Consider the following 25,581-nt stretch of genomic DNA (forward strand, 5'->3'; position numbering starts at 1 on the left):
CCGCGGGGTCGGCGCACGCCGCCTGCGCCCCCCCCCCGGGCCCCCGCGCGGGCGGCCGGCCCGCGGCAAACCGGTGGGGGGGGGGGCGCCGGGGGGCCTAGCCCCGGCGAGCGCAGCGGCCTGGGGCAACCTGCTCAGCGCTGGCCGAACAGGTGCTTGCGCTCTTCCTCGCTCATCGGCTTGCCGGCGTTGGGGTTCACCTGCTTGCTCAGGGCATAGGCGCGCTGGGTGGCCGGGCGCGCGGCAATGGCATCGTGCCAACGCTTCAGGTTCGGGAAGGCGGCGAAATCGACCGGAATCCTGTCGTAAGCGCCAATCCACGGGTAGCTGGCCATGTCGGCGATGGTGTATTCATCGCCCGCCAGGAAGGCGTGATCGGCCAGGCGCTTGTCCATCACCCCGTGCAGGCGGCGCACTTCGTTGTCATAGCGCTCGACGGCATAGGGGATTTTTTCCGGCGCGTAGACGTTGAAGTGGCCCATCTGGCCGCTCATCGGGCCCAGCCCGGCCATCTGCCAGAACAGCCATTCCAGGGCGGTAACGCGGCCGCGCGGGTCGCTGGGCAGGAACTGGCCGGTCTTTTCGGCCAGGTACAGCAGGATCGCGCCGGACTCGAACACGCTCTGCGGGGCGCCGCCATCGGCCGGGGCATGGTCGACGATAGCCGGCATCTTGTTGTTGGGCGAAATGGCCAGGAATTCCGGCTTGAACTGGTCACCCGAGCCGATGTTGACCGGGTGGATGCGGTATTCCAGGCCGGCTTCCTCCAGCAGCAGGGTGACTTTGTGGCCGTTGGGGGTGGGCCAGTAATACAGGTCGATCATGGCGTCGGCTCGGGTGTCCGAAAGGAACCTGAAGTCTAGTGCGTGCGTTGGCTTGGCACCGTCATGGTGGCCCGGTAACCTCGCCTCTCCCTCGAAACGCAGCATCCCCCGCATGAGTGCAAACCGCCTGCCGCCCTCCCCGCTCTCCAACCTGATCTTCGCCTCGCGCTGGCTGCAGCTGCCGCTGTACCTGGGCCTGATCGTGGCGCAGTGCGTCTATGTGTTCCTGTTCGGCAAGGAACTGTGGCACCTGATTTCGCATTCGGCCTCGATGGGCGAGCAGCAGATCATGCTGATCGTGCTGGGCCTGATCGACGTGGTGATGATTTCCAATCTGCTGGTGATGGTGATCGTGGGCGGTTATGAGACCTTCGTGTCGCGCCTGCGCCTGGAAGGCCACCCGGACCAGCCGGAATGGCTGAGCCACGTCAACGCCAGCGTGCTGAAGGTGAAGCTGGCGATGGCGATCATCGGCATCTCCTCGATCCACCTGCTGAAGACGTTCATCGCCACCGGCGCGCTGGGCGGCATCCCGCTGTGCACCCCGGAGCAGATGAACATCGCAGCCGCCAACATCGGCGCCTCCAAGTGCTCGATGCTGACCGCCGACGGCGTGCTGTGGCAGACCATCATCCACTGCGTGTTCATCCTGTCGGCGATCGGCATCGCCTGGACCGACAAGCTCATGTCTGGCGGCCACGACAAGGCCGACAGCCACGGAAAGACCGCCGAGCATTGACCTGACGAGGCGATGGCGACACCTGGTGTCGTCATCGCCTCTGGCCCGCCCTTGTACGCAAGGGCCGGCGGGATGCTAGATTGCACCCTCGCCGTTGCCGGCGGCGGCGTCGGGAAACGCCAGCCGCCACGCCCGGACCCCGGTCCCGGACATGCAGATCCACGGCTAACGTAACGTCGTCTTCTAAAGGGGAGCAGGATGTCGCACGTCACAACGATCGCTGCCGCGCGCCGGTGGATGCCGGTTGCCCTGGCACTGGCACTGGCTGCCTGTTCGGGCAAGGAAGAAACCCCGGCACCGGCCGCCGAAGGCGCTGCCGCACCCGCAACCACCCCGGCCGCACCGGCCGTGGCGGCGAAGGTGCAGTCGATGGGCACCGAACAGCTGCGCGATTCGGCCAGCCGTGCCCTGGCCGAGAACCGCATGTACGCGCCGGCCGGCGACAACGCCATCGAGTACTACCTGGCCCTGCGCGACAAGACGCCGGACGACGCCTCGGTGAAGAGCGCGCTGACCGACCTGCTGCCCTACACCTTGATTGCCGCCGAGCAGCACCTGGGCCGCGAGGACTTCAGCGAAGCCCAGCGCCTGGTGGCCCTGATCGAGAAGGTCGACCCGTCCGCGCCGGCCCTGCCGCGCCTGAAGGAAGGCCTGACCAAGGGCGTACAGGTGGCTGCCAAGCGCACCGAGGACGAGACCGCCAAGGTCAAGAAGGATGCCGAGGACCGCGCCAAGCAGCTGGTGGAACAGCAGCGCCTGGCCGAGCAGCGCGCCAAGGAAGCCGACGCGGCCAAGCAGATTGCCGCCCAGCAGGACGCGGCCCGCCGCGACAGCGAGCGCCAGGACGCCGAACGCCAGGCCGCCGCGCGTCGCGAGGCCGAGCAGAAGCAGCAGCAGGCCGCCGCCCAGCAGGCCAGCGCCGCGCGCGCCGCCGCTGCGACCGCCGCACCCACCCTGCGCCCGGTCAGCACCCCGGCCCCGCGCTACCCGGCCGAGGCCCTGCGCTCGGGCACCTCGGGCGAAGTGCTGGTGGAAATCACCGTCGGTACCGACGGCTCGGTGACCAACGCCCGCGTGCTGCGTGCGACGCCATCGCGCGTCTTCGACCGCGAAGCGCTGAACGCGGTGAAGCGCTGGCGCTTCGAACCGGTGGGCGCCCCGGTCACCACCCGCCGCACCCTGGTGTTCGCGCCGGGCGGCTGATCAGAGCTCCGGTAGCGCCGGGCCATGCCCGGCGGAGCACCATCACAAGGCCCGGAGCGATCCGGGCCTTGTTTGTTTCAGCGCTGGCCGTCGATCAGCTGCTGCAGCGCCGGATCACGCGCCTTCAGCACCTGGAAGAGGCCGAGCGCGTGCAATGCCGGTAACAGGCTGCGCAGATCGGTCTCGGCGGCCGCACGGGTGGCATCGCTGCCTCTCGGATCCTGCCAGTCGCGGACGCTGGCGAGGAACGCGCCGACGCTGCCCTTGCGCACGGTCAGCCCGTTCACCTGCACGTTGTCCTGCTGGTCGGGAAGGATGTCCTGCGGTTTCATGGGAAGTGCTCTCTGGGGATGGACGCCCAGTGTCAGGCTTGCGGCACGACCGTTCTGCCGTATAACTGCCAACTGATATGGCAGACCAGCCAACTCCGACACCCATGATCGAACCCGCATTGGCCGACGCTGGCAGCGGGCAGTGGCTGCTGGGCGCGCAGCTGGCAATGACAGGACCACGCCGCACCGCGCGGCACCGGCACGCACGCGGACAGTTGCTGGGTGCACATCGCGGCCTGCTGCGCATTGAAGTGGGTAACCATCACTGGCTGTTGCCGGCCGGTCACGTTGCCTGGGTACCGCCTGATCTACCGCACGCGCTGGCCAGCATCGGTGCCTTCGATGGCTGGAGCCTCTACTTCAGTACTTCGGCCTGCAGCGCATTGCCAGCTGCGCCGTGTGTATTCCAGCCCAGCGTGTTGCTGCAGGCGGCTGTAACGCGCGCCCTGCAGTGGCCGCAGGGCGCTCTGGAGGATGCGCAGCTGCGGCTGGCGGGCGTGATCGCCGACGAGATTGGCAGCGGCACTCCCCTGCCGCTTGCGCTGCCACAACCTCGCGACCGTCGCTTGCGGCGCATTGCCGCCGCACTGGCGCGCGCACCGCATCACAACCGCAGCGTTGAAGACTGGGCGCTTGCCAGTGCGCTGTCCGGCCGCAGCCTGGCCCGCCATTGGCTGGCCGAAACAGGCATGACGCTGGGCCAGTGGCGGCAGCGCCTTCGGGTGCTTCTGGCGCTGCCGCGTCTGCTGGCGGGAGAAACGGTCATCGAAGTCGCGTTGTCGATGGGCTATGACACGCCCAGTGCGTTCATTGCAGTGTTCAAGCGCGAGATGGGGGTGACGCCTGCGCGCTATCGCGTACGGTGAAGCTCGTCATGGCGGGTCGGAAAACTACGAGGCCCGGCATGACCGGGCCTCGCTGCACATCCGCCGGGCGTGGCCCGGCGCTACCGGTCGCGGTCAGCCGGAGATGGCCAGGCGCTCCTGGTGGTAGCGGCGCACGGCGGCGAACCACAGGATCGCGGCCAGGCCGAGGCTGGCGCCCAGGTAGACCGCCCAGATGGTCGGGGTGATCACTTCGTGGCGGATCACCTTCAGCAGCATCTGGTTCTGCGACAGGAACGGCACGGCGTACTGCCACAGCTGGCTCTTCACCGGGTAGGCCATCAGCGCGTAGCCCGGCAGCATCGGCAGCAGCACCAGCCAGGTCATGTGGCTCTGGGCTTCCTTCATGCTCTTGGCCGCAGCCGACAGGTAGGTCAGCAGCGAGGTGCCGATCAGCAGCATCGGCAGCATCACCAGCAGCATCTGCACCATCGAGAGGATGTTCATGTTGAGCTGCCGGCCGACGTTGCCGGAGGCGAACTGGGCGCTGACCTTGAACGCGACCAGTGTCAGCAGCAGCGACACGAACCCGACCACGCAGGCGGCGCCGATCTTGCCGCTGACGATCGCGCTGCGCGAGCCCGGCGTGGCCAGCAACGGCTCCAGCGACTGCCGCTCACGTTCGCCGGCGGTGGTGTCCATCACCAGATACGCGCCACCGATGAACGAGGTCAGCGTCAGCAGCACCGGCAGCAGCATCGACAGCATCATGCCGCGCTTGGCTTCGGTACTGGCCATGTCCTGGGTAGCCATGTCCAGCGGTCGTGCGACTTGCGCATCGACGCCACGGGCCATCAGGCGCAGGGCCCCCACCTGCCCGTTGTAGGTGGACAGCGCCGCCTGCAGGCGCGCCGTGGGCACCTCGGCGGCACGCCGCGTGCTGTCACGGATCACTTCCACCAGCGCCGGCTTGCCATCGGCCCAGTCCTTGCCGAAATCCGCGCTGATGCGCAGCGCCACGTCGATGTCCTGGGCGCGGATCGCTTCGGCCAGGTCCTTCGGTGCCGCAGTCGCGTTCAGGCCCTGCGCGCCGAGGAAACGGACCAGGTTCGGGGCGTGCTCGGCACCGATCGTGGGGATGTCCAGCGGCTGTTCGATCTGCGTGCGGAAGCGGCTTTCCGACAGCTTGCCCATGCCCAGAATCAGCAGCGGGTACAGCAGCGGGCCGAACAGCAGGGTCAGCGCCAGGGTGCGGCGGTCACGCGAGAGGTCGCGCAGTTCCTTGCGCAACACCGTCATCAGGGTCGACATCATGCTCATGCGTGCAGGCCCTCTTCGCTGCCGATCAGTTTCACGAACGCGTCTTCCAGGTTGGTTTCGCCGGCCTGCGCGCGTAGTTCATCGGCACTGCCGGCGGCCATCACGGTGCCCTTGGCGATGATGACGATGTGGTCACACAGCGCACCCACCTCCTGCATGATGTGGCTGGACAGGATCACGCAGCGGCCTTCCTCGCGCAGGCCCAGCAGGAACCGGCGCAGGGCGCGGGTGGTCATCACGTCGAGGCCGTTGGTGGGTTCATCGAGGATGACGTTGCGCGGGTCATGCACCAGCGCGCGGGCGATGGCGGTCTTGGTGCGCTGGCCCTGCGAGAAGCCATCGGTCTGGCGGTCGAGGATGTCGGCCATGTCCAGCGCGTGCGACAGCACCTCGATGCGTTCGCGGATGCGCTGCGCCGACAGGCCGTGCAGTTCGCCGAAGTAGGTGATGTTCTCGCGCGCGGTCAGGCGCTTGTAGACGCCGCGTGCATCGGGCAGCACGCCCAGGTGGCGGCGCACCTCGATCGGATCGCGGGCGGCATCGATGCCATCGACGGTGATGCTGCCCTGGTCGGGCGTCATCAGCGTGTACAGCATGCGCATGGTGGTGGTCTTGCCGGCGCCGTTGGGGCCGAGCAGTCCGGTGATCTGGCCATCGGCGGCGCGGAAGCCGACGTTGGCCACTGCCTGGACGCGACCGGTGCGGGTGTCGAAGGCCTTGTGCAGGTTGTCGGCGACGATCATGGGGTCCATCCGTTGAACGAGGTGAACGCCGGCACGTGGCTCAGCGTGTCCAGGCAGCTGGCGTCGAGCGCCTTGGCATCGTTGGCATCGATGAACTGGCCCAGCAGGCGCGGCATGCAGCCAGCGGTGAGGGTGCCGTGGCCCTGGCCGCGGGCGACCAGCGCGCGGCCGTTGGGCAGGCCCTTGAGCACCTGTTCGGCGTAGCGCGGCGGAGTCACCGGATCCAGTTCGCCGGACAGCAGCAGCACCGGCAGGTCGCTCTTCAGCGGTGCGGTGAGCGTTGCCGCCGCCGGCTGGTGCGGCCACACCGGGCAGGCGGCGAAGAACGCACGCGCCGCTTCCGGGCCGAACAGATCATCGTCGCTGGCGGCCGGCGCCTGGTAGCGCGGTGCATCCTCGCTGCAGATGACCGACCACTGCATGCCACGGTTGATCTGGAAATCCATGGTGCGGGTCGCGCCGCGCGCCAGCGAAGCCAGCGGCGCGTAGCGGCCCTGTGCGGCTTCATCCAGCACCAGCGGCAGCAGCGAGGAATACTCGGGCACGTACGAGAAAGCGAAGGCCAGGCCGACCACGCTGTCCGGGGTCAGCACGTCCTGGCGCGGTGCGTTGGTGCCCGGGTCACGGTAATCGACGGTGACCGGTGCGCGGCGCAGGGTGTCGACCACGCTGCGCAGCTGGGTGCGGGTATCGACCGGGAAGCGCTTGCTGCAGGCGGCATCCTTGCGGCACTGCGCGGACTGCAGGGTGATGGCGTTGTCGAAGGTGTTGGCGAACTCGCCGCCGACCACCAGATCGTTGGGCACGACGCCGTCGATGACCAGGCTGCGGGTGCGCTGCGGGTAGGCGATCGCGTAACGCTGGGCCACGCGCGTGCCGTAGGAGCCGCCGACCAGGTTCAGTTTGTCCACGCCCAGCGCCTGGCGCACCGCGTCCAGATCGGCGATGGCCTCGGCGGTGGTGTAGAAGCGCGCATCGGCGCGCCCCTGCAGCGATGCCGCACACTGCTGCGCGTAGTCGCGCAGCAGCGCCTCGCTCGGCGCCGCGTCCTCGTCCATCTGCAGCGGCTTGCCGTCCGCGCCCAGGCAGCTGAGCGGATTGGAGCCGCCGGTGCCGCGCTGGTCGATCAGGAACACATCGCGCTGCTTGCGCACCTGGCGCAGGGCCGTATCGACGATGACCGCCACTTCGCTGGCCGCCTGGCCGGGGCCGCCGGCGAGGAAGAACACAGGGTCAGGCTGGCCGTTGCCGCTGTCATCCGATTCCAGCCAGGCAATGCGCAGGTCGATCCTGCGGCCGTCGGGATGGGCGCGGTCTTCGGGCACCTGCAGCGTGCCGCACTGGGCTTCGACGTTGGCGCTGGCGCCGACCGTGGTCAGCGTGCACGGGCGGAACTCGATCGCCCCGTAGCGCTGGCTCGGCGTGTCGTTGCCGTCGGCGGCACCGGGAGCGGTTGCACTGCAGCCGGCAAGCATCGCGCCGGCAAACAGCATGCTGGCCGATCGCCTGGCCAGTCGGAAATGGTGTTTTTGCATCGTGCTTGGTTCCCCTGGAGGACGTTCCTGTCGACCACGACGCAGCGCCGCGGCAGATGTGACTCATTCTTCGAACAAACTTACACGGCCCCGGTGCTGGCGGCGATGGGCAATCGCGCTAGTCCGTTTCGGCAGCCAAGACCAGGCGATCACGGCCTTCGGCCTTGGCCCGGTACAGCGCGGCATCGGCGCGGGCGATCAGCCCGGCCAGATCGCTATGCCCGTCATCCATGGCCAGGCCGATGCTGGCGGTCACCGCCACTGGACCGGTGCCCAGCGGCGCCGGCCTTTGCTGCAGCGCATGACGGATGAGCGTGGCCAGGCGCTCCGCTTCGCCGGCGCTACCAGGCAGCAACAGCAGGAATTCTTCGCCGCCATAGCGGCTGAGCAAATGCACGTGGCCGCGTGCGCAGTGCTCCAGCACGCCGGTGAGATGCTGCAGCACCTGGTCGCCGGCCAGATGCCCCCAACGGTCATTGATGGCCTTGAAGTGGTCCACGTCCAGCAGCAGCACCGCCAGCGGGCGCTGCAGGCGGCGCACCTGCTGCAGCTGGTCGGTCCCGTCGGCCAGCACCGCGCTGCGGTTGAGCAGGCCGGTGAGGCCATCGGTACGGGCGGCGCGGCGCAGGTCCACCAGCAGGCGTTCGAGCAGCAGCAGGACCAGCGCGAAGCAGCGCGCCAGCTCCAGCATGATTCCGGCCAGGTAAGTGAGGAACATCGGCGAGCCCGCACGCATGATGTCCCCGCCCGCATCGGCATCGGCGGGCAGGAACAGGCGCACGACGTAGACCACCGCTTCGGCGAGGAACACCGCCGCCGCCAGCCGGCAGCTGATGCGCTGTGCCGGCGGTGCATGGCGCAGCAGCAGCGCGGCGATCCAGCTGTTGATGATGATCGCGAAGACGCTGAACACGTGCAGGCGCACGTCCAGGCTGGGCCAAGGCACCAGGAACAGGAAGATGCCGGCCATGAAGGCCGCGACCAGGCCCAGCGCGCGCCACAGCGGCATCGGCTGGCCCAGGTGCAGGGCCATGCCCAGCAGCATCAGCACACTGGAAGCGGCCATCGCCGCATTGCCACCGAGGATGGCCGGCACCTGCGGCAGCCAGGGGCGCAGCCCCATCAGGATCACGCCCAGGGTCAGCAGCCACAGGCTGGCCGTCCACAGGCGCAGTACCGGTTGCCCACGCAACACCACCAGCAGCAGCGAAAAGCCCGTTGCGATGCCGGCGCACAGCAGCAGGCCAAGTACACCGATGGTGGGAAGGTCCAGGGACATGCGGTCCGTGCGTGCCGGGCAATGCCTGCATCCTAGCGCGTTCTGGCGAAACCGCTGTCGCAGCGCGGCCGAGCGCATGTCCGCAGCGGGCGGAGTTTGCGGCGCACTTCGCATGGAAACGGTTAACACGTTCGCATTCGCGCACTTTTAGGAGTGGTTGCATGGTCGTGGCTGCCACCGGTGTGGAGACTGCCCGCTCTTCCACACCTTCAGGGATGCACCCCATGCAAACACGCCTCCTCCTCGCCGTCGCTGCGGCGCTGACCGCAGGCCTGTTCCTGCCGGGCAACGCACAGGCGCACGGCACGCTGTCCAAGCCGATGAGCCGCATCTACGCGTGTTACCACGGCAATCCGGAGAATCCGACCAACCCCGCCTGCGCCGCCGCCAAGGCCGTGGGCGGAGCCCAGCCGTTCTACGACTGGGCGGGCATCAACCAGGCCCACGCCAACGGCAACCACCAGGCGGTGGTGCCCGATGGCCAGCTGTGCAGCGGTGGCAACAGCAAGTACCGCGGCCTGGACCTGGACCGCAGCGACTGGACGACCTCACCGATCCGTGCCGATGCCAATGGGCGCTACACCTTCGAGTTCCTGGCGCCGGCGCCGCACGCCACCCGCGAGTGGAAGTTCTACGTCACCCGTGATGGCTGGAAGGCCAGCGACGGCCTGCGCTGGTCGGACCTGGAAGCGTTCTGCACGCTGGGCGACGTGCCGCTGTCCGAGGGTGGGGTTTACAAGCTTGACTGCCCGCTGCCGCAGCGCAGTGGCCAGCACGTGATCTACAACACGTGGCAGCGTTCGGATTCACAGGAGGCGTTCTACACCTGTTCCGATGTCCGGTTCGAAGGCGGTGATGGGACCCCGCCGCCGCAATGGCAGGATGCCGGTGCGGTGACCGCGCGCGGCGCGTTGGAGGTGGGAACCACGGTGTCGCTGCGCGTGTTCAACGCGGCCGGCAACGATGTGGAGCAGGTGAACGTGGTACTGGCCAGTGGCCAGACCGCACCGACGCAGTGGCCGGTGGTGCTGGCGCGCAAGGTCAATGGCGATGCTGCGCAGGCGCGGGTGGGCATTCTGCGCGATGGCGTGATCACGCCCGTGGCCTCGGCAACCGAGAACCGCGTGTACCTGCGTCCGGGGCATCGCTTCCAGCTGGACACCAAGGTGCCTGATCCGGTGGACCCGCCGCCGGGCGACTACGATTACATCTATCCGGCGGGCATCGGCAGCTACATTCCCGGGCAGACCGTGGTGAAGGGCACCGATGGCTTGCTGTATGCCTGCCGCCCGTTCCCGGAAGGCGCATGGTGCAACGTCAACGCCGAGCCGTACCGGCCTGGCGTGGGCTCGGCCTGGCGCGATGCCTGGATTCCGTACTGAGCCGGCAAATGTCGAATCGGGGATGCCGGCCAGCGGCCGGCACCACCCGCGCCCGTGGCGGGCCCTTACTTGCTGCTGACGTACTTCTCGCGGCGGATCTGCGGGTTGCCGAGTCCGGCTTCCTTCAGCGCCTCGGCGCAGGCATCGACCATGTCCGGGTTGCCGCACAGGTAGGCGATGTCGGTGGCCGGGTCCGGCGTGAAGCCTGCCAGGGCCTGCTGCACGTAGCCGTGGTGCACGTCCGGGTGCGGATCGGCCGGCAGTTCGCGCGACAGGCACGGCACATAACGGAAGTTCGGGTGCTTTTCGGCGAAGCTGTAGAAATCTTCGCTGTACAGCAGCTCGCCCGGGCTGCGCGCGCCCTGCAGCAGGACCACCTGCACGCCGCGCTCGGCCATGGCTGTCTCCAGCAGCGGCAGCATCGACCGGTACGGGGTGACGCCGGTGCCGGTGGCGATCAGCAGGTAGCGGGCATTGTGGTCGCCGGGGTGCAGGCAGAAGCGGCCGTACGGGCCGGACGCACTGACCTGGCCGCCGAGGTCCAGCGCCTCGAACAGGGCCGTGGCGGCGCCGCCGGGCACGAAGCTGACGGCGATATCCACCGCCTCGCCCGGGCCCAGCGCGTGGTCATGGATAGTCGCCAGCGAGTAGCTGCGCTTGGTTTCGGTGCCATCGGCGTAGCTGAAATGGACCTGGATGAACTGGCCGGGCTGGAAATCCAGCGGCTGGCCGTCATCACGCACGAACTGGTAGTGGCCGACGGTGGGCGCCAGCATGCGGCGGCCGACCAGCTTGATGGGGAATTGGACAGGCACGACTTTTCGGGACAGTGTGTAGCCGGGGCAAGCCCTCGGGGTCTTCTATAATAGCCCCTCCCCGCCCCTCTCCAGCGCCAGCCCATGGGCGCGAAGGCTGCAAGCTTGGCTTCCCTGAACGATACGGCGCCCGCCCTGCGCGTGCGCGACCTGCGCAAGACCTATGACAACGGCACCCAGGCCCTGAAAGGGGTTTCCCTGGAGGTCGCCCCGGGCGATTTCTTCGCCCTGCTCGGCCCCAACGGCGCCGGCAAGTCCACCCTGATCGGCATCATCAGCTCCCTGGTCAACCTCAGCGAGGGCCAGGTGGAAGTGTTCGGCAGCGACCTGGTGCGCAACCGCAGCGCCACCATGCGCCTGATCGGCCTGGTGCCGCAGGAAATCAACTTCAACCTGTTCGAGAAGCCCTTCGACATCCTGGTCAACTACGCCGGTTTCTACGGCGTGGCCCGCGAGGAAGCGGAGAAGCGCGCCGAAGAGGAACTGAAGCGCGCGCACCTGTGGGAAAAGGCGCAGGTGATGAGCCGCACCCTGTCCGGTGGCATGAAGCGCCGCCTGATGATCGCCCGCGCGATGATGACCCGCCCGCGCCTGCTGATACTCGACGAGCCGACCGCCGGCGTGGACATCGAGATCCGCCGCGACATGTGGCGGGTGCTGAAGGAGATCAACGCCGCCGGCACCACGATCATCCTCACCACCCACTACCTGGAAGAGGCCGAGTACCTGTGCCGCAACCTGGCCATCATCAACCACGGCCAGATCGTCACCCAGGGCCCGATGCGTACCCTGCTGGCCAAGCTCGATGTGGAAGGCTTCCTGCTGGACATCGACGGTGACCTGCCCGCGCAGCTGCCGGTGATCGAGGGTGCGACCCTCACCGCGCCGGACCCGCACACTCTCGACATCGACATGCCGCGCGCCATGGACCTCAACCGCGTGTTCGCCACGCTGAACGAGTCCGGCATCCGCGTGCGTTCGATGCGTACCAAGAGCAACCGCCTGGAGGAACTGTTCGTGCGCCTCACCGGCAACCAGGAGACCTCCGCATGAGCGGCACCCCGAACACGCCCGCTGCGCCGATCACCGACGCCCAGCGCAACCGCATCGCCCTGATGACCATCGTGCGCCGCGAAGTGGCGCGCATCCTGCGCATCTGGGGCCAGACCCTGGTGCCGCCAGCGATCACCATGACCCTGTACTTCCTCATCTTCGGCGGCCTGATCGGCTCGCGCGTGGGTGACATGGGTGGCTACAGCTACATGCAGTTCATCGTGCCGGGCCTGGTGATGATGAGCGTGATCCAGAACAGCTACGGCAACATCAGCTCCTCGTTCTTCGGCGCCAAGTTCGGCCGCCACGTGGAGGAACTGCTGGTGAGCCCGATGCCGAACTGGGTGATCCTGTGGGGCTATGTGGCCGGTGCGGTGCTGCGCGGCCTGATGGTCGGCGTGATCGTGCTGATCATCGCCATGTTCTTCACCCCGGTGCGCATCCCGCACCCGCTGGTGACGCTGACCACGGTGATCCTGGGCGCGACGATCTTCTCGCTGGCCGGCTTCATCAACGCGGTGTACGCCAAGAAGTTCGATGACGTGGCGATCGTGCCGACCTTCATCCTGACCCCGCTGACCTACCTGGGCGGCGTGTTCTATTCGGTGAAGCTGCTGCCGGGCTGGGCCGAGGCGGCCACGCACGCCAACCCGATCTTCTACATGGTCAATGCATTCCGCTATGGCCTGCTGGGCAGCAGCGACGTGCCGGTGTGGGTGGCCTATGCGTTGATGCTCGGCTTCGTGGTGGTGCTGACGGCGCTGGCGCTGTGGCTGCTGCGCCGTGGCGTGGGCATGCGCAGCTGAGGGGTGCCTGCAGGGCCTGCGGCCCTGCACCCGCTGCAGGCCGGAGCAACGTCAACTGCTGGCATTCCGTGGGTTGGCGGGTTGGACAGTAGATCCACGCCATGCGTGGATGAGGCGTAATCCTGTAGAGCCGAGCCTATGCCCGGCTCTTTTTTTGCCTGCGATCTCCGGCACAATCGCTGGAAGACTTCCCCCAGGAAACGGTGAACGTGCAATGCGCATCCTGATTCTCGGCGCCGGTGGTACCGGCGGTTACTTCGGCGGCCGCCTCGCGCAGGCCGGCGTGGACGTGACCTTCCTGGTCCGCCCGACCCGCGCCAGCCAGCTGGACCGCGATGGCCTGGTCATCCGCAGCCCCGTAGGCGATGCCAGCTTCCCGGTGCAGCACGTCACTGCCGACGCCCTGCCCGCGCTTGCCGCGCAGCAGCCCTTCGACCTGGTCATCCTCAGCTGCAAGGCCTACGATCTGGACAGCTCGATCGATGCCATCGCACCGGCCGTGGGCGCCCGCACCAGCGTGCTGCCCATCCTCAACGGCCTGCACCACTACGGCGCCCTGGATGCACGCTTCGGCCGCGAGGCCGTGCTCGGCGGACTGTGCTTCATCAGCGCCACCAAGGCGCCCGATGGCGCGGTGCTACACCTGGGCAAGCCGGCAAAGCTGACCTTCGGCGAGCGCGGCGGTGGTGCGATCTCCGACCGCGTGCGTGCCTTCGCCGCTGCCTGCGCGCAGGCCAACCTGGACCACCTGGCCAGCGAGCAGATCGGCCAGGAGCAGTGGATCAAGTACACCTTCCTGACCGCGCTCGCGGCGGCCACCTGCCTGCTGCGCGCGGACATTGGCACCATTGTCGCCACCGATGATGGCGAGGCGATCGTGCGCGGCCTGTACGACGAGTGCCTGGCCGTGGCCGAGGCGGCCGGTGAGCCGGTGCCGCAGGCCGCGCAGGACACCGCGCGCGGCACCCTGACCCAGGCAGGATCTGCGCTGAAAGCCTCGATGCTGCGCGACCTGGAAGCTGGCCAGCAGGTGGAAGCCGCGCACATCGTCGGTGACATGCTGGTGCGCGCACGCAAGGCCGGGCAGGAAGCACTGCTGCTGCAGGTGGCCTACAGCAGCCTGCAGGCCTACCAGGCGCAGCGCAGCGCGTGATGGCATCGCCCGAGCCACTGCCGTCGCCGGTGCTGATCCTCGGCATGGGCTGGAGTGGGCGCGTGCTCGCCGCGAAGCTGCGGGCACGTGGCGCGCAGGTGTCGGGCACGGTGCGCGATCCGTCGTCGACAGTGTCCGGCGATCGACTGCAGCGCCACCGCCTGCACGCCGATGCCTCGCCGTCAGTGGCGCTGCTGGAGGCCATCGCACAGGCGCAGGCCGTGCTGTGCAGCGTGCCGCCGGATGCGCAGGGCGATCCTGCACTGCGCCAGCTGCTGCCCGCGCTGCAGGCCAGCCCGGCGCTGCGGTGGGTGGGGTATCTGTCCTCGACGTCGGTCTACGCCGACCGCGGCGGTGGCTGGGTAGACGAACGCAGCGAGGCCGATGCGAGCGAAACCGCTGGCGTGCAGCGCCGCCTGGCCGAAACGCAGTGGCGGGCCTTGGCCGAAGCGCGTGGCATCGCCTCGGCGGTGTTCCGTCTGCCGGGGCTGTATGGCCCTGGCCGCAATGCGCTGCTGCAGTTGGCCGAGCGTCGCGCACGCCATGTCGTACGGCCCGGACTGGTGTTCAACCGACTGCATGTAGAGGATCTGGCGGCGGTGGTCATCGCGGCAATGCAGCGGCCGACGCGGGATGGATTGTACCTGCCTGCCGATGACGAACCGGCGCCACCGCAGGATGTGCTGGCCTATGCCGCGCGGCTGGGTGGGTTCACGCTGCCGCCGGCAGTGGCATGGGATGACCCGGCGGTGAGCGCGACGCTGCGGCGCTTCTACGCCAGCAGCAAGCGCATCGACAGCCGCGGTACGCGCGCGGCGCTGGGGTGGGCGCCGACGTTCGTGACGTACCGGGAAGGACTGGAGGCGCTGGCCGCTTCGCTCGCCGCGCATGGCCCGGCGCTACCGCGCGACGTCTGATTCCCAGCGCTGCGCTCGCCGGGCGTGGCCCGGCGCTACCGTCCTGCGTCCACCGCTCTTGTAGAGCCGAGCCCATGCTCGGCTTGCGGCAGCCGAGCATAGGCTCGGCTCTACCGGATCAGCCTGCATCAGGCAGGCGGAAGAACGTGCGCGTCGCGGCGGTGGCATTGGCTGCAGTCACAGCCACGTCTTCGCCACGGTCGCGGGCAAGTTCTTCGACGATGTGCGAAAGGAACATCGGTTCGTTGCGGCGGTCCTTCGGCATCGGCTTCAGCGTGCGCGGCAGCAGGTACGGCGCGTCGGTCTCGATCATCAGGCGGTTGGCCGGGATGTTCTTCACCAGCTCGCGCAGGTGCGCGCCACGCCGCTCGTCGCACAGCCAGCCGGTGATGCCGATGTACCAGTCCTGGTCCAGATAATCGAACAGCTCGTCACGTTCCCCGGTGAAGCAGTGCACCACTGCTGGGCCGAGGCGGCCTTCGAAGTTCTTCATCTGCGCCATGAAATCGGCATGCGCATCGCGCTGGTGCAGGAACAGCGGCTTGCCGTTGTCCGCGGCCAGCTGCAGCTGGCGCTCGAACGCGCGGTGCTGGGCCGGGCGCGGCGAGAAATCGCGGAAGTAGTCCAGCCCGCACTCCCCCACCGCCACTACTTCCGGGTGGGCATGCAGCGCGCGCATCTCGGCATCGCATTCCTCGGTGTATTCCACCGCGTGGTGCGGGTGCACGCCGGCGGTGGCGTACAGGAAACCGGGGTGCTGCTGGGCCAGCTGCACGGCCAGCGGCGAATGCTCGCGGCTGGCGCCGGTGATGACCATCTGCACCACGCCGGCCTGCCGTGCGCGGTCCAGGACGGCATCGCGGTCGCGGTCGAAGGAGTCGTGGGTCAGGTTGGCGCCGATATCGATCAGGTGCATGGTCATCGCGGGGGAAAAGTGCCCGCGCATTGTACCCGCGCCGGCCATGGCCCCTTATCCTTTGCACATGAACGCCCCGCTCTTTCCGATTTCCCCGCTGCTGCCGCAGATCCAGCAGCACCTGGCCGCGCAGCCGCGGCTGGTGCTGGAAGCGCCACCTGGCGCTGGCAAGACCACCCAGGTGCCGCTGGCCCTGCTCGATGCGCCGTGGCTGCAGCGGCGCAGGATCATCCTGCTGGAACCGCGCCGTGTGGCCGCACGCAGCGCCGCGTTGTTCATGGCCCGGCAGCTGGGCGAAGAGGTGGGCGGCACCGTCGGCTACCGTATCCGCTTCGAGAACAAGGTCTCGGCGCGTACCCGCATTGAAGTCGTCACCGAAGGCATCCTGACCCGCATGCTGCAGGACGATCCGATGCTGGAAACGGTTGGCGCGATCCTGTTCGACGAATTCCACGAGCGCCATCTCAGTGGCGACCTTGGCCTGGCCCTTGCGCTGGACGTGCAGGCGCAGCTGCGCGACGACCTGCGCCTGGTGGTGATGTCGGCCACGCTGGACGGCGAGCGGCTTGCCCGCTTCCTCGATGCGCCGCGCCTGAGCAGCGAAGGTCGGAGCTACCCGGTGGCGGTCAGCCATTTCCCGGCGCGCCGCGATGAGGCGCTGGAGCTGCAGGTGCGCCGCGCGGTGCAGCAGGCCGTGGCCGAGCACCCAGGCGACCTGCTGGTGTTCCTGCCCGGCCAGCGCGAGATCGCGCGCGTGCAGGCAGGCCTGCAGGAATCGCTGGACGGCAGCGTCGAGGTGCTGGCACTGCACGGCGAGCTGCCGGTGGAACAGCAGGCACGCGTGCTGCAGGTCGCCAGCGATGGCCGCCGCCGCGTGGTGCTGGCTACCAACGTGGCCGAATCCTCGGTGACGCTGCCCGGCGTACGCGTGGTGATCGACAGCGGCCAGGCGCGCGAGCCGCGCTACGACCCCAACAGCGGCTTCACCCGGCTGGACGTGGTGGCCATCGCGCAGGCGTCGGCCGACCAGCGCGCCGGTCGTGCCGGACGCGTGGCCGAGGGCGTGGCGTGGCGGCTGTGGCCGCAGTCGCAGCGGCTGGAGCCGCAGCGCCGCGCCGAGATCGACCAGGTGGAACTGGCCGGGCTGGCACTGGAACTGGCCGCCTGGGGCAGCAGTGACCTGCGTTTCCTCGACCCACCGCCCTCGGGCCCGATGGCCGCCGCACGCGAACTGCTGCAGCGCCTGGGGGCACTTTCGGACACCGGCGCGATCACCGCACTCGGCCGCCGCGTACTGGCGCTGGGCACCCACCCGCGCATGGCAGCGATGCTGCTGGCCGCGCCCGATGCGCGCGCACAGGCGCTGGCTGCCGATCTGGCCGCGCTGCTGGAAGCACGCGATCCGCTGCGCCAGGGCGGCGATGCGCTGGCCACACGCTGGCGTGCGCTGGCCGCGTTCCGCAATGGTCGCGCGCCGTCCGATGCCAATCGCAGTGGCCTGGCTGCCATCGATGCGGCCGCCAAGCAGTGGCGCCGACGCCTGCGCTGCGAGGCGACGCCGCCCGACAGCATCGAAGCGCATGAGCTGGGTGATCTGCTCGCCCACGCCTTCCCCGACCGCGTCGGTTTCCAGCACCCCAGCGATCCGCTGCGCTACCTGCTGGCCAACGGCCGCAGCGCGCGCCTGCATGAACTGAGCGACCTGCGCGGCGAGCCGTGGCTGGTGGTCAGCGAGCTGCGCTATGAAGCACGTGATGCCCTGCTGCTGCGCGCCGCGCCGGTGGATGAAAACGCGTTGCGCGCGGCATGGCCGCAGCGCTTCGTCACCGAAGACACCGTGCGCTGGGACAGCGAGCGCCGCGCCCTGGTGGCCCTGCGCGAGTCACGCTTCGATCGCATCGTGCTGGACAGCCGCTCGGCCGGCCGCGTCGACCCGCAGCACGCCGCGCAGGCACTGACCGATGCGGTGGCCGAGCTCGGCCTGTCCGCCCTGCCGTGGACCGAGGGCCTGCGCCAATGGCAGGCGCGGGTGGAATCGCTGCGCCGCTGGATGCCCGAACTCGGTCTGCCCGACTGCAGCGACGGCGCCCTGCTGGCCACGCGCGCGCACTGGCTGCAGCCGGCATTCGCCGGCAAGACGCGGCTGGATGCCCTGGACGAGAGCAGCTTCGGCGAAGCGCTGAAGTCACCGCTGGACTGGTCGCAGCGGCAGCTGGTGGAGCGCCATGCGCCGACCCGCATCACCGTGCCCTCGGGGCTGGAGCGGCCGATCAGCTACGCGCTGGACAGCGAGAGCGGCGAGCCGCTGCCGCCGGTGCTGGCGGTGAAGCTGCAGGAACTGTTCGGCCTGGCCGACACCCCGCGCATCGCCGATGGCCGCGTGCCGCTGACCCTGCACCTGCTGTCGCCGGGCGGCCGCCCGCTGCAGGTCACCCAGGACCTGCGCAATTTCTGGGAAAATACCTATGCCGAGGTGAAGAAGGAAATGAAGGGTCGCTACCCGCGCCATCCGTGGCCGGACGACCCGTGGACGGCGACGGCCACGCACCGGGCCAAGCCACGGGGGACCTGACGGATTGCGGTAGCGGCGGGGGGGGGGGGGGGGGGGGGGTGGATCAAAATGCGGGGGGTGTTTGGGCGGCCCGCCACCATGGTTTCCTGCCTGATCCTGAATGGACGGGGTAGCGTCACCGCATCGACTGCCCTGACTGACATACCGTTTACAGGCAGCACGACACACTGGACTTCGACCCGAGGCAAAGGACCCCACGCATGAGCAAGCTGACCGTTATCACCGACCGCGCCCTGGAGCGCGCCCTGGAACTGGCGCACAGCGCCGGCGACGGCCTGAAGAGCGCTGGTGGCAGCCTGCGCCATTTCGGCCCGCAGGCCAGCGACTGGATCAAGACCGGCGCCGCCGTGGGTGCGGTGAAGACCGGCAGCAAGGTCGCCACCAAGCTTGTGCGCCGCAACCCGGCCGTGGCCATCACCGCCGCTGCGGTGGGCGTGGGCCTGCTCGGCTATGCGCTGTACCGCAAGCAGCAGAAGAAGAAGGCTGCCAACGGCCAGGTGGTGAACGGGCAGGCCAAGCGCATCAACGCCCGTGACCGCCGCAACCACACCGTGGTGGACGAGCACAGCGACATCGGCAGCGATGCCTGAGTTCGGCCTGCGGGTCGGAGCCCTTTCTGTGGAAGGGGGCTGACCCCGATCCAGGGTCGAAGCCCTTCCTGTGGAAGGGCTCCGACCCTTTTCGTTTCTGCAGTCGTGCTCAGCCGATCTGACGCCAGTGCCCCGGCGGCAGGTCATCCAGCCGGTATGGCCCCATCGACACGCGCACCAGGCGCAGGGTCGGCAGGTTCACCGCCGCGGTCATCCGTCGCACCTGGCGGTTGCGGCCTTCACGGATCGTGATCGCCAGCCAGCTGTCCGGCACGGTCTTGCGGAAACGAACCGGCGGATCGCGCAGCCACAGCTCCGGCGCCGGATCGAGGCGCTCGATCTTCGCCGGTAACGTCGGACCATCGTTCAGGACCACGCCGTCGCGCAGCTGCTGCAGCTGCTCGTCGCTGGGCGTGCCTTCCACCTGCACCCAGTAGGTCTTGTCGGCCTTGTGCTTCGGGTCGGTCAGTTTGTGCGCCAGCGTGCCGTTGTCGGTCAGCAGCAGAAGGCCCTCGCTGTCATGGTCGAGCCGGCCAGCGGCGTACACGCGCGGCGGCAGGCCGAAGCCGGCCAGCGTCGGCCGCGGCGGCACGCTGCGGTCGGTGAACTGGCAGAGCACGTTGAAGGGCTTGTTGAAGGCGATCAGCATTGCGGAAGCGGCAGGCGGCGGGGTGATGCATTGTCCCACGCCGCGCTGCGCGCACGCCGGCCGGGGCCCGGCGCTACCGGTTTACGGCTTCACGAAACGCAGGGTCATGCGGTCGCTTTCGCCGATGGCCTGGTACTTGGCGTCGTCGCCCTTGTCGTGCTGGTTGGTCGGCGGCAGGGTCCAGACACCGTTCGGGTGGTCCTTGGTGTCACGCGGGTTGGCATTGACCTCGGTGCGCGCATCCAGCTTGAAGCCGGCGGCCTCGGCCATGGCGACCACCTGCTGCTGGCCGACATAGCCGGTGTCGTCATCATCGGCGACGTCGGCCTTGGCGCGATGCTCGACCACGCCCAGCACGCCGCCCGGCTTCAGCACGTTGAAGAAGCCCAGGAACATGCCCTGCGCCTGGCCGGCCTTGCGCCAGTTGTGCACGTTGCGGAAGGTCAGCACCACGTCGGCCGAATTGGCCGGGCCGAACACCGGCTTGGCCGGGTCGTAGCCGACCACGGCGGCCTTGTCGAACTGGGCCGGCGCACCGGCGAACTTCTTTTCCAGGCCGTCGCGGCTGCGCTGCTGGTAATCGCGGCCACGGCCTTCGGGTACAGCGGCCGGGTCGACCACGGCGGCGATGTAATGGCCCTTGTCACGCAGCAGCGGGGCCAGGATTTCCGAGTACCAGCCGTTGCCGGGGGTGATCTCGATGACGGTCTTTTCCGGTGCGACCTTGAAGAAGGCCAGCGACTGCGCCGGATGGCGGTAGTTGTCGCGTTTCACATTGGCGGGGTCGCGGGTCGATGCCTTCACCGCGGCGTCGATGGCCGGCGAGACCTGGATCTTCGCCGGTGCCACCGTGGCCGGTGCAGCGAATGCGGGAACAGCAACGAGCAGGGCTGAAGCAAGCAGCAGGCGGCAGCTACGCAGGGACGAGGCAGCGATCATCGGGGCGATTCCAGCGGAAGATGCGGCGAGACTAGCAGCCGCCGCGTGCAAGGTGTTCACAAAACGTTAGCCACGCGCTCCGCGACGGAACACTGTTTTGTATTCGACGCCGCAGCGCGGTCACACAGCGCGTTCTATGCTGCAGGACTACCCCCAAGGAGTCCGTGCCCATGACGGCAACCCGCGAACTGGGCCGTTCCGGCCTGCATGTACGTCCGCTCGCCTTCGGCGGCAACGTGTTTGGCTGGAGCGCCGATGAGAAGGCCAGCTTCGCCCTGCTCGATGCCTTCGTCGATGCCGGCTTCAACCTGGTCGACACCGCTGATGTCTATTCGGCCTGGGTGCCGGGCAACGAAGGCGGCGAATCGGAAACGCTGATCGGCAAGTGGTTTGCACGCAGCGGCAAGCGCGACAAGGTGGTGCTGGCGACCAAGGTGGCCAAATGGGCCGAACGCCCCGGCCTGACTCCGGACAACATCAAGGCCGCGGTGGAAGATTCGCTGCGCCGCCTGCAGACCGATGTGATCGATCTGTACCAGGCCCACGAGGACGATGAATCGACACCGCTTGAAGCAACCTTGGCTGCGTTCGGCCGGCTGATCGAAGCGGGCAAGGTGCGCGCCATCGGTGCATCCAACTACAGCGCCACGCGCCTGGCCGATGCGCTGAAGGTGTCCACCGATTACAAGCTGCCGCGCTATGAAACCCTGCAGCCGGAGTACAACCTGTACGACCGCGCTGGTTACGAGAAGGAACTGGAACCGCTGGTGCAGCGCGAGCAGATCGGCGTGATCGGTTACTACGCGCTGGCCAGTGGTTTCCTCAGCGGCAAGTACCGCACCCCGGCCGATGCCAGCAAGAGCCGGGCGCGTGGCGAGAGCGTGGTCAAGCGCTACCTGAACCCGCGTGGCTTGCGCATCCTGCAGGCACTGGATGATGTGGCCAGCAAGCACAACGCCAGTGCCGCGCAGATCGCGCTGGCGTGGCAGAGCGCACGGCCGTCGATCACCGCGCCGATCGTCAGCGCCACCAGCGTCGAGCAGCTGCGCGACCTGCTGGCGGCGGCCAATGTCGGCCTCAGCGTGCAGGACATCGCACAGCTGGATGCGGCCAGCGTCGAGGATTGATTGCCGCATCCACGCATGGCGTGGATCTACTACGACAGTAGATCCACGCCATGCGTGGATGGCACCCCGCGATCTTCAACGCGGCACGCTGTCCTCACCCACCAGCGCGTGGTGCACGCCGGCGCCGGCACGCACGCCTTCGGCCATGGCCAGAGTGATGTTGCCGACCGTGGTCGCGTCGCCTGCGGCGTACACGTTCGCCACCGAGGTCTGCTTCATCATGTCGACCTCGACCAGCACGCCCAGCGGGCTTTCCACCAGCGCACAGCCGAGCTGCTGCACCAGCGGCGTGGCCATCTGCTGCATCGCCGGCACGAACAGCGCACGCTGGGCGATGCGGCGGCCATCGGCCAGTTCCACTTCCAGCCACGTCGGCTGTTCGCCCTGCACGCCCACCACCGGGGTGGTCTCGATCTGCACGCCGCGCTGCTGCATGGCGGCCTGCTCTTCATCGCTGATCGGCAGGCCCTGGCTGAAGAAGGTGACGTTGCCCCAGTCGGCAAACAGCGTTGCCTTGGCCGCCGACATCGGGTGGCCGCCGAGCAGGCCGATGGCACCGCCGCCGACTTCGTAGCCATGGCAGTACGGGCAGTGCAGCACGGTGCCGCCCCAGCGTTCGGCCAGGCCCGGCAGGCCGGGCAGCTGGTCGGCGATGCCGGTGGCCAGCAGCAGCTTGCGCGCGGCCAGCACCTGGCCATCGGCGGTACGCACCTCCACGCCCTCGGCCGTGGACTGCGCGTGCACCACCTCGCCCTGCAGCCAGCGCACGGTGGGGTAATCGAGCAGCTGCTGGCGCGCGTTCTTCAGCAGCTCGGCGCCGCTGATGCCGTCCTGGCCAAGCACGCCGTGCGAGTGGCTGGCGGCGCGATTGCGCGGCAGGCCGCTGTCGATGATCGTGACCGGGCGGCGCGCGCGGGCCAGGATCAGGCCGGCGGCAATGCCGGCGTAGCTGCCGCCGACGATGAGGACATCAGGATTCATGGGGACCTTCCAGGGAACGGTGGTGGGCAAGATGGCGGGCGAAGTCGGCGCCCAGCTGGTCCAGGGTGCTGGCCTGCAGGCGCGCTTCGAGCAGGCGCTGGGCCTCGCGCGCGCCGTCCTGCAGGGCCTGGTTGACCAGCTGCTGGATCGGGCAGCCGCCGCCGTTGTGGCGCTGGCCGACCTGCACCAGCGGCGGCGCACCGACCGCCAGGTAGATGTCGTGCAGGCTGATCTGCGCTGCATCGCGTGCCAGCTGGCTGCCGCCGCCGTGCCCGCGCGTGCTGCGCACCAGACCGGCCTTGTGCATCTGCGCCAGCAGGCGGCGGATCACCACCGGGTGGGTCGGCAGGCAGGTGGCCAGTTGTTCGGAGGTACGCGGGCCGTCCTGGCCGACCAGGTGGGCCATCACGTGCAGGGCGTCGGAGAGCGGGTCTGCGGATTTCATGTAACTACGATAGTTACATTTAAACCGTCTGTCGAGGGTCTGTATTTGTTCCATCTGGACACATTTGTCCTATCTAACGCACCTTTCACCTCTTTAAACGCAACGATAACGTGACCAGCTTGGCACTTCAGAGCCCTCAAGCGCGGTCGATACCGCATCGCACCCCTTCCAAGAGTCCGCCCCATGAACGCCTCCTCCCGTGCACCGCGGCTGCAGTCGAAGCTGCTGGGCGCTGTATCCGTTGGTCTGGCCATCGTCCTGCTGTGCGCCCTCGCCGGCCTGGCATCGGCATGGCTGAAGCTGTCTGCTCAAGCCCCTTCAGAGGTCGCCCACAGCCGCGACGCCGAGCGCCTGCAGCGCGAGTTCCGCGGGCAGGTGCAGGAATGGAAGAACGTACTGCTGCGCGGCCACGACGAGGCGCTGCGCCAGCGCCACCTGCAGGCCTTCGATGACGAAGGAAAGCGGGTGGAGGAGCTGGCCACAGGCCTGGCCGCCAGCCCCGCCGATGCACGCACCCGCGAGATGGCGCAGGCATTCAGTGGCCTGCATGCGCAGCTGCAGAAGGATTACCACGCCGCCCTGCAGGCGTTTGCCATGGCCGGCTATGACCCGTCCGCCGGCGACAGCCTGGTGCGTGGCAAGGACCGCCCCGTGACCGCCGCGCTGGATGCATTGGGCAGGCGTACTTCCGCGGTGGCCGAGGCCGCGGTGAGCGCGCGCTCGCAGCAGGCACGCCGCACCCTGGTGGTGTGCGGGGTGCTGACCATCGCCGCGGCGCTGCTGCTGCTGGCCGGCCTGGGTTGGTGGCTGCGGCGTGCGGTGGTACAGCCGGTGCTGGCGGTGGAAGCCGCCGCGCGCGCAGTGGCCACCGGCGACCTTGACCATCGGGTTCAGGTGCGCAGCCGCGATGAGATCGGCCGCTTGGCGCAGGCCATGCAGGCCGTGCAGGGCACGCTGCGCGACGTGCTCGCCGCGCAGGCGGCGATGGCGCAGGCGCACGACGCCGGCACCATCAGCCACCGCATGCAGGCCGGCGACTTCCCCGGCGCGTACGGACGCATGGTGGCCGACACCAACGCACTGGTCGACGCGCACATCCAGGTGAAGATGCGCGCGGTCAGCATCATCGGCCGCTACGCTGTGGGCGACCTGAGCGAGGATATGGAGGCGCTGCCGGGCGAAAAGGCGATCATTACCGACACGCTGCACACCGCCAAACAGAACCTTGGTGCCATCAATGGCGAGATCCGCCGTCTGGCCACGGCAGCGGCGGCAGGCGATTTCAGCCAACGCGGCGACAGCGCAAGCTTCGAGCATGATTTCCGCGCGATGGTCGATGGGTTGAATGAGCTCATGCACGCTGCCGACCACAATCTGGCTGAGGTCTCGACGATGCTGCGGGCGATTGCCGATGGTCGCCTGGGTGCGCGCATGCATGGCGATTTCCACGGCGTGTTCGCGCGCATCGCCGGCGACGCCAATGCTACGGCAGCGCAGTTGGCGACGATTGTTACCGACATCAAGCACACCTCGGGCAGCATCCATTCGGCGGCCGCTGAAATTGCGGCCGGCAACAACGACCTGTCGCGCCGTACCGAGCAGCAGGCCGCCAACCTGGAAGAAACGGCCGCGTCGATGGAAGAACTGACCTCGACCGTGCGCCAGAATGCCGAGCATGCACGCCAGGCCAACCAGCTGGCGATCGGCGCACACGGCGTGGCCTCGCAGGGCGGTGAAGTGGTCGGCCAAGTGGTGGAAACCATGGGCGCGATCGAGGCGTCATCGCGGCAGATTGCGGCGATCATCAGTGTGATCGACGGCATCGCGTTCCAGACCAACATCCTGGCCCTGAACGCGGCGGTGGAGGCTGCACGTGCCGGTGAACAGGGCCGTGGCTTTGCCGTGGTCGCCAGCGAGGTACGCACGCTGGCGCAGCGTTCGGCGGCCGCAGCCAAGGAGATCAAGACGCTGATCGAGGCGTCGGTGGAACAGGTCGGCCACGGCGCGCAGCGCGTGCGCCAGGCCGGCGACACGATGGCCGAGATCGTCGCTTCGGTGCAGCGGGTGACTGACATCATGGCCGAGATTTCCGCCGCTTCGCAGGAGCAGAGCGCGGGCATCGAACAGGTCAGCCAGACCGTCATCCAGATGGATGGCACCACCCAGCAGAACGCCGCGCTGGTGGAAGAAGCCAGCGCCGCCGCGCGCAGCCTGGAACAGCAGGCCGACCGCTTGATCGAGGCAGTGGATGTGTTTGATCTGTCGAGTGCGGCGACGACGAAGGATACCCTCGCGCGCGCGGCATGAGGGATCCGCCGGGGGGGGGCGGCCCCGGGCGAACCCGCGCCCCCGGGCGGCGCGCGCCCCCCCCCCGCCCCCCCCCCCCCCCCCCCAGCGCCATAGACGACCCCCCCCCACCCCCCCCCCGGGGGCGAGC

24 protein-coding genes are annotated in these 25,581 nt (G+C 68.6%); 12 read left to right on the forward strand and 12 right to left on the reverse strand.

Annotated features, from left to right (window positions below; translation table 11 throughout):
• Positions 1 to 134: 134 nt before the first annotated feature.
• Positions 135 to 824, reverse strand: coding sequence for a glutathione binding-like protein (locus AC1VXD_RS17185; RefSeq protein WP_482993051.1), 690 nt, complete (start codon positions 822 to 824; stop codon positions 135 to 137).
• A 112-nt stretch (positions 825 to 936) separates the two neighbouring features.
• Here AC1VXD_RS17185 and AC1VXD_RS17190 point away from each other — a divergent pair, with 112 nt between their 5' ends.
• Together AC1VXD_RS17190 and AC1VXD_RS17195 are read left to right on the forward strand one after the other, a co-directional pair.
• Positions 937 to 1,563, forward strand: a complete 627-nt coding sequence (locus tag AC1VXD_RS17190) for a TIGR00645 family protein (protein WP_482993052.1) — start codon at positions 937 to 939, stop codon at positions 1,561 to 1,563.
• 198 nt (positions 1,564 to 1,761) lie between these two features.
• A complete protein-coding gene (locus AC1VXD_RS17195; protein ID WP_482993053.1) occupies positions 1,762 to 2,766 on the forward strand; it encodes an energy transducer TonB in 1,005 nt (334 codons plus the stop codon).
• Between the two features lie 77 nt (positions 2,767 to 2,843).
• Here AC1VXD_RS17195 and AC1VXD_RS17200 read toward each other — a convergent pair whose 3' ends face one another.
• Complete coding sequence (locus AC1VXD_RS17200) at positions 2,844 to 3,098, reverse strand: hypothetical protein (RefSeq protein ID WP_482993054.1); 255 nt, start codon at positions 3,096 to 3,098, stop codon at positions 2,844 to 2,846.
• Positions 3,099 to 3,175: 77 nt separating this feature from the next.
• Between AC1VXD_RS17200 and AC1VXD_RS17205 the strand changes: the two genes are divergently transcribed.
• Complete coding sequence (locus AC1VXD_RS17205) at positions 3,176 to 3,964, forward strand: helix-turn-helix domain-containing protein (RefSeq protein ID WP_482993055.1); 789 nt, start codon at positions 3,176 to 3,178, stop codon at positions 3,962 to 3,964.
• A gap of 93 nt (positions 3,965 to 4,057) precedes the next feature.
• On the opposite strand, the gene AC1VXD_RS17210 is transcribed toward AC1VXD_RS17205, so the two are convergent.
• The 4 genes from AC1VXD_RS17210 to AC1VXD_RS17225 form a co-directional block, all read right to left on the reverse strand.
• Complete coding sequence (locus tag AC1VXD_RS17210; protein ID WP_482993056.1) at positions 4,058 to 5,242, reverse strand: ABC transporter permease; 1,185 nt, start codon at positions 5,240 to 5,242, stop codon at positions 4,058 to 4,060.
• Entirely contained in the window at positions 5,239 to 5,985 is a 747-nt protein-coding gene (locus AC1VXD_RS17215; RefSeq protein ID WP_108766759.1) for an ABC transporter ATP-binding protein, read from the reverse strand. The genes AC1VXD_RS17210 and AC1VXD_RS17215 overlap by 4 nt, the downstream gene beginning before the upstream one ends.
• Complete coding sequence (locus tag AC1VXD_RS17220) at positions 5,982 to 7,520, reverse strand: alpha/beta hydrolase (RefSeq protein WP_482993057.1); 1,539 nt, start codon at positions 7,518 to 7,520, stop codon at positions 5,982 to 5,984. Before AC1VXD_RS17220 ends, AC1VXD_RS17215 begins: the two co-directional genes overlap by 4 nt.
• A 118-nt stretch (positions 7,521 to 7,638) precedes the next feature.
• Positions 7,639 to 8,799 carry a GGDEF domain-containing protein gene (locus tag AC1VXD_RS17225; protein WP_482993058.1) on the reverse strand — a complete coding sequence of 387 codons (1,161 nt, stop codon included), beginning with the start codon at positions 8,797 to 8,799 and terminating at the stop codon, positions 7,639 to 7,641.
• A 224-nt stretch (positions 8,800 to 9,023) separates the two neighbouring features.
• Between AC1VXD_RS17225 and AC1VXD_RS17230 the strand changes: the two genes are divergently transcribed.
• Positions 9,024 to 10,181: a lytic polysaccharide monooxygenase gene (locus AC1VXD_RS17230; RefSeq protein WP_482993059.1), complete on the forward strand. Its 1,158-nt coding sequence runs from the start codon at positions 9,024 to 9,026 to the stop codon at positions 10,179 to 10,181.
• Between the two features lie 65 nt (positions 10,182 to 10,246).
• Here the strand turns inward: AC1VXD_RS17230 and AC1VXD_RS17235 are convergent, their stop codons facing one another.
• Positions 10,247 to 10,996 carry a ferredoxin--NADP reductase gene (locus AC1VXD_RS17235; RefSeq protein ID WP_482993060.1) on the reverse strand — a complete coding sequence of 250 codons (750 nt, stop codon included), beginning with the start codon at positions 10,994 to 10,996 and terminating at the stop codon, positions 10,247 to 10,249.
• 84 nt (positions 10,997 to 11,080) lie between these two features.
• On the opposite strand from AC1VXD_RS17235, the gene AC1VXD_RS17240 reads away from it, so the two are divergent.
• The 4 genes from AC1VXD_RS17240 to AC1VXD_RS17255 all read left to right on the forward strand — a co-directional run bounded on the left by AC1VXD_RS17240 (position 11,081) and on the right by AC1VXD_RS17255 (position 14,925).
• The gene (locus tag AC1VXD_RS17240; protein WP_482993061.1) at positions 11,081 to 12,049 is read left to right on the forward strand and encodes an ABC transporter ATP-binding protein; all 969 of its coding nucleotides are present in this window, start codon (positions 11,081 to 11,083) and stop codon (positions 12,047 to 12,049) included.
• Complete coding sequence (locus AC1VXD_RS17245; protein WP_116865038.1) at positions 12,046 to 12,855, forward strand: ABC transporter permease; 810 nt, start codon at positions 12,046 to 12,048, stop codon at positions 12,853 to 12,855. Before AC1VXD_RS17240 ends, AC1VXD_RS17245 begins: the two co-directional genes overlap by 4 nt.
• A 214-nt stretch (positions 12,856 to 13,069) precedes the next feature.
• Positions 13,070 to 14,008 carry a 2-dehydropantoate 2-reductase gene (gene panE / locus AC1VXD_RS17250; RefSeq protein ID WP_482993062.1) on the forward strand — a complete coding sequence of 313 codons (939 nt, stop codon included), beginning with the start codon at positions 13,070 to 13,072 and terminating at the stop codon, positions 14,006 to 14,008.
• Positions 14,008 to 14,925, forward strand: a complete 918-nt coding sequence (locus AC1VXD_RS17255; protein ID WP_482993063.1) for an NAD-dependent epimerase/dehydratase family protein — start codon at positions 14,008 to 14,010, stop codon at positions 14,923 to 14,925. The genes panE and AC1VXD_RS17255 overlap by 1 nt, the downstream gene beginning before the upstream one ends.
• A 118-nt stretch (positions 14,926 to 15,043) precedes the next feature.
• Here AC1VXD_RS17255 and AC1VXD_RS17260 read toward each other — a convergent pair whose 3' ends face one another.
• Positions 15,044 to 15,841, reverse strand: coding sequence for a TatD family hydrolase (locus AC1VXD_RS17260; RefSeq protein ID WP_108770777.1), 798 nt, complete (start codon positions 15,839 to 15,841; stop codon positions 15,044 to 15,046).
• Positions 15,842 to 15,908: 67 nt separating this feature from the next.
• Between AC1VXD_RS17260 and hrpB the strand changes: the two genes are divergently transcribed.
• Both hrpB and AC1VXD_RS17270 read left to right on the forward strand, forming a co-directional pair.
• Complete coding sequence (gene hrpB / locus AC1VXD_RS17265; protein ID WP_482993064.1) at positions 15,909 to 18,413, forward strand: ATP-dependent helicase HrpB; 2,505 nt, start codon at positions 15,909 to 15,911, stop codon at positions 18,411 to 18,413.
• 200 nt (positions 18,414 to 18,613) lie between these two features.
• Positions 18,614 to 19,003: a hypothetical protein gene (locus AC1VXD_RS17270; RefSeq protein ID WP_482993065.1), complete on the forward strand. Its 390-nt coding sequence runs from the start codon at positions 18,614 to 18,616 to the stop codon at positions 19,001 to 19,003.
• Positions 19,004 to 19,112: 109 nt separating this feature from the next.
• Here the strand turns inward: AC1VXD_RS17270 and AC1VXD_RS17275 are convergent, their stop codons facing one another.
• Together AC1VXD_RS17275 and AC1VXD_RS17280 are read right to left on the reverse strand one after the other, a co-directional pair.
• Complete coding sequence (locus AC1VXD_RS17275) at positions 19,113 to 19,652, reverse strand: pseudouridine synthase (RefSeq protein WP_482993066.1); 540 nt, start codon at positions 19,650 to 19,652, stop codon at positions 19,113 to 19,115.
• A gap of 81 nt (positions 19,653 to 19,733) precedes the next feature.
• Positions 19,734 to 20,591 carry a class I SAM-dependent methyltransferase gene (locus AC1VXD_RS17280; protein ID WP_482993067.1) on the reverse strand — a complete coding sequence of 286 codons (858 nt, stop codon included), beginning with the start codon at positions 20,589 to 20,591 and terminating at the stop codon, positions 19,734 to 19,736.
• 170 nt (positions 20,592 to 20,761) lie between these two features.
• Between AC1VXD_RS17280 and AC1VXD_RS17285 the strand changes: the two genes are divergently transcribed.
• Complete coding sequence (locus AC1VXD_RS17285; RefSeq protein WP_482993068.1) at positions 20,762 to 21,718, forward strand: aldo/keto reductase; 957 nt, start codon at positions 20,762 to 20,764, stop codon at positions 21,716 to 21,718.
• A gap of 75 nt (positions 21,719 to 21,793) precedes the next feature.
• Here the strand turns inward: AC1VXD_RS17285 and AC1VXD_RS17290 are convergent, their stop codons facing one another.
• The gene (locus AC1VXD_RS17290) at positions 21,794 to 22,699 is read right to left on the reverse strand and encodes an NAD(P)/FAD-dependent oxidoreductase (protein WP_482993069.1); all 906 of its coding nucleotides are present in this window, start codon (positions 22,697 to 22,699) and stop codon (positions 21,794 to 21,796) included.
• On the reverse strand, positions 22,689 to 23,144 hold the full coding sequence (locus AC1VXD_RS17295) for an Rrf2 family transcriptional regulator (protein WP_482993070.1): 456 nt from the start codon (positions 23,142 to 23,144) through the stop codon (positions 22,689 to 22,691). Before AC1VXD_RS17295 ends, AC1VXD_RS17290 begins: the two co-directional genes overlap by 11 nt.
• A 183-nt stretch (positions 23,145 to 23,327) precedes the next feature.
• Between AC1VXD_RS17295 and AC1VXD_RS17300 the strand changes: the two genes are divergently transcribed.
• Positions 23,328 to 25,451, forward strand: coding sequence for a methyl-accepting chemotaxis protein (locus tag AC1VXD_RS17300; RefSeq protein WP_482993071.1), 2,124 nt, complete (start codon positions 23,328 to 23,330; stop codon positions 25,449 to 25,451).
• Positions 25,452 to 25,581: the final 130 nt, after the last annotated feature.

The organism is Stenotrophomonas sp. STEN054 (assembly GCF_056854535.1).

Bases quoted from the DNA above. Each gene is read 5' to 3' on its own strand.
- AC1VXD_RS17210 (WP_482993056.1), bottom strand. From the start codon at position 5,242: ATGAGCATGATGTCGACCCTGATGACGGTGTTGCGCAAGGAACTGCGC.
- AC1VXD_RS17295 (WP_482993070.1), bottom strand. From the start codon at position 23,144: ATGAAATCCGCAGACCCGCTCTCCGACGCCCTGCACGTGATGGCCCAC.
- AC1VXD_RS17225 (WP_482993058.1), bottom strand. From the start codon at position 8,799: ATGTCCCTGGACCTTCCCACCATCGGTGTACTTGGCCTGCTGCTGTGC.
- hrpB (WP_482993064.1), top strand. From the start codon at position 15,909: ATGAACGCCCCGCTCTTTCCGATTTCCCCGCTGCTGCCGCAGATCCAG.
- AC1VXD_RS17205 (WP_482993055.1), top strand. From the start codon at position 3,176: ATGGCAGACCAGCCAACTCCGACACCCATGATCGAACCCGCATTGGCC.
- AC1VXD_RS17200 (WP_482993054.1), bottom strand. From the start codon at position 3,098: ATGAAACCGCAGGACATCCTTCCCGACCAGCAGGACAACGTGCAGGTG.
- AC1VXD_RS17190 (WP_482993052.1), top strand. From the start codon at position 937: ATGAGTGCAAACCGCCTGCCGCCCTCCCCGCTCTCCAACCTGATCTTC.
- AC1VXD_RS17270 (WP_482993065.1), top strand. From the start codon at position 18,614: ATGAGCAAGCTGACCGTTATCACCGACCGCGCCCTGGAGCGCGCCCTG.
- AC1VXD_RS17185 (WP_482993051.1), bottom strand. From the start codon at position 824: ATGATCGACCTGTATTACTGGCCCACCCCCAACGGCCACAAAGTCACC.
- AC1VXD_RS17280 (WP_482993067.1), bottom strand. From the start codon at position 20,591: ATGATCGCTGCCTCGTCCCTGCGTAGCTGCCGCCTGCTGCTTGCTTCA.
- AC1VXD_RS17300 (WP_482993071.1), top strand. From the start codon at position 23,328: ATGAACGCCTCCTCCCGTGCACCGCGGCTGCAGTCGAAGCTGCTGGGC.
- AC1VXD_RS17255 (WP_482993063.1), top strand. From the start codon at position 14,008: ATGGCATCGCCCGAGCCACTGCCGTCGCCGGTGCTGATCCTCGGCATG.
- AC1VXD_RS17285 (WP_482993068.1), top strand. From the start codon at position 20,762: ATGACGGCAACCCGCGAACTGGGCCGTTCCGGCCTGCATGTACGTCCG.
- AC1VXD_RS17215 (WP_108766759.1), bottom strand. From the start codon at position 5,985: ATGATCGTCGCCGACAACCTGCACAAGGCCTTCGACACCCGCACCGGT.
- AC1VXD_RS17275 (WP_482993066.1), bottom strand. From the start codon at position 19,652: ATGCTGATCGCCTTCAACAAGCCCTTCAACGTGCTCTGCCAGTTCACC.
- AC1VXD_RS17260 (WP_108770777.1), bottom strand. From the start codon at position 15,841: ATGCACCTGATCGATATCGGCGCCAACCTGACCCACGACTCCTTCGAC.
- AC1VXD_RS17290 (WP_482993069.1), bottom strand. From the start codon at position 22,699: ATGAATCCTGATGTCCTCATCGTCGGCGGCAGCTACGCCGGCATTGCC.
- AC1VXD_RS17240 (WP_482993061.1), top strand. From the start codon at position 11,081: ATGGGCGCGAAGGCTGCAAGCTTGGCTTCCCTGAACGATACGGCGCCC.
- AC1VXD_RS17245 (WP_116865038.1), top strand. From the start codon at position 12,046: ATGAGCGGCACCCCGAACACGCCCGCTGCGCCGATCACCGACGCCCAG.
- AC1VXD_RS17195 (WP_482993053.1), top strand. From the start codon at position 1,762: ATGTCGCACGTCACAACGATCGCTGCCGCGCGCCGGTGGATGCCGGTT.
- AC1VXD_RS17230 (WP_482993059.1), top strand. From the start codon at position 9,024: ATGCAAACACGCCTCCTCCTCGCCGTCGCTGCGGCGCTGACCGCAGGC.
- panE (WP_482993062.1), top strand. From the start codon at position 13,070: ATGCGCATCCTGATTCTCGGCGCCGGTGGTACCGGCGGTTACTTCGGC.
- AC1VXD_RS17220 (WP_482993057.1), bottom strand. From the start codon at position 7,520: ATGCAAAAACACCATTTCCGACTGGCCAGGCGATCGGCCAGCATGCTG.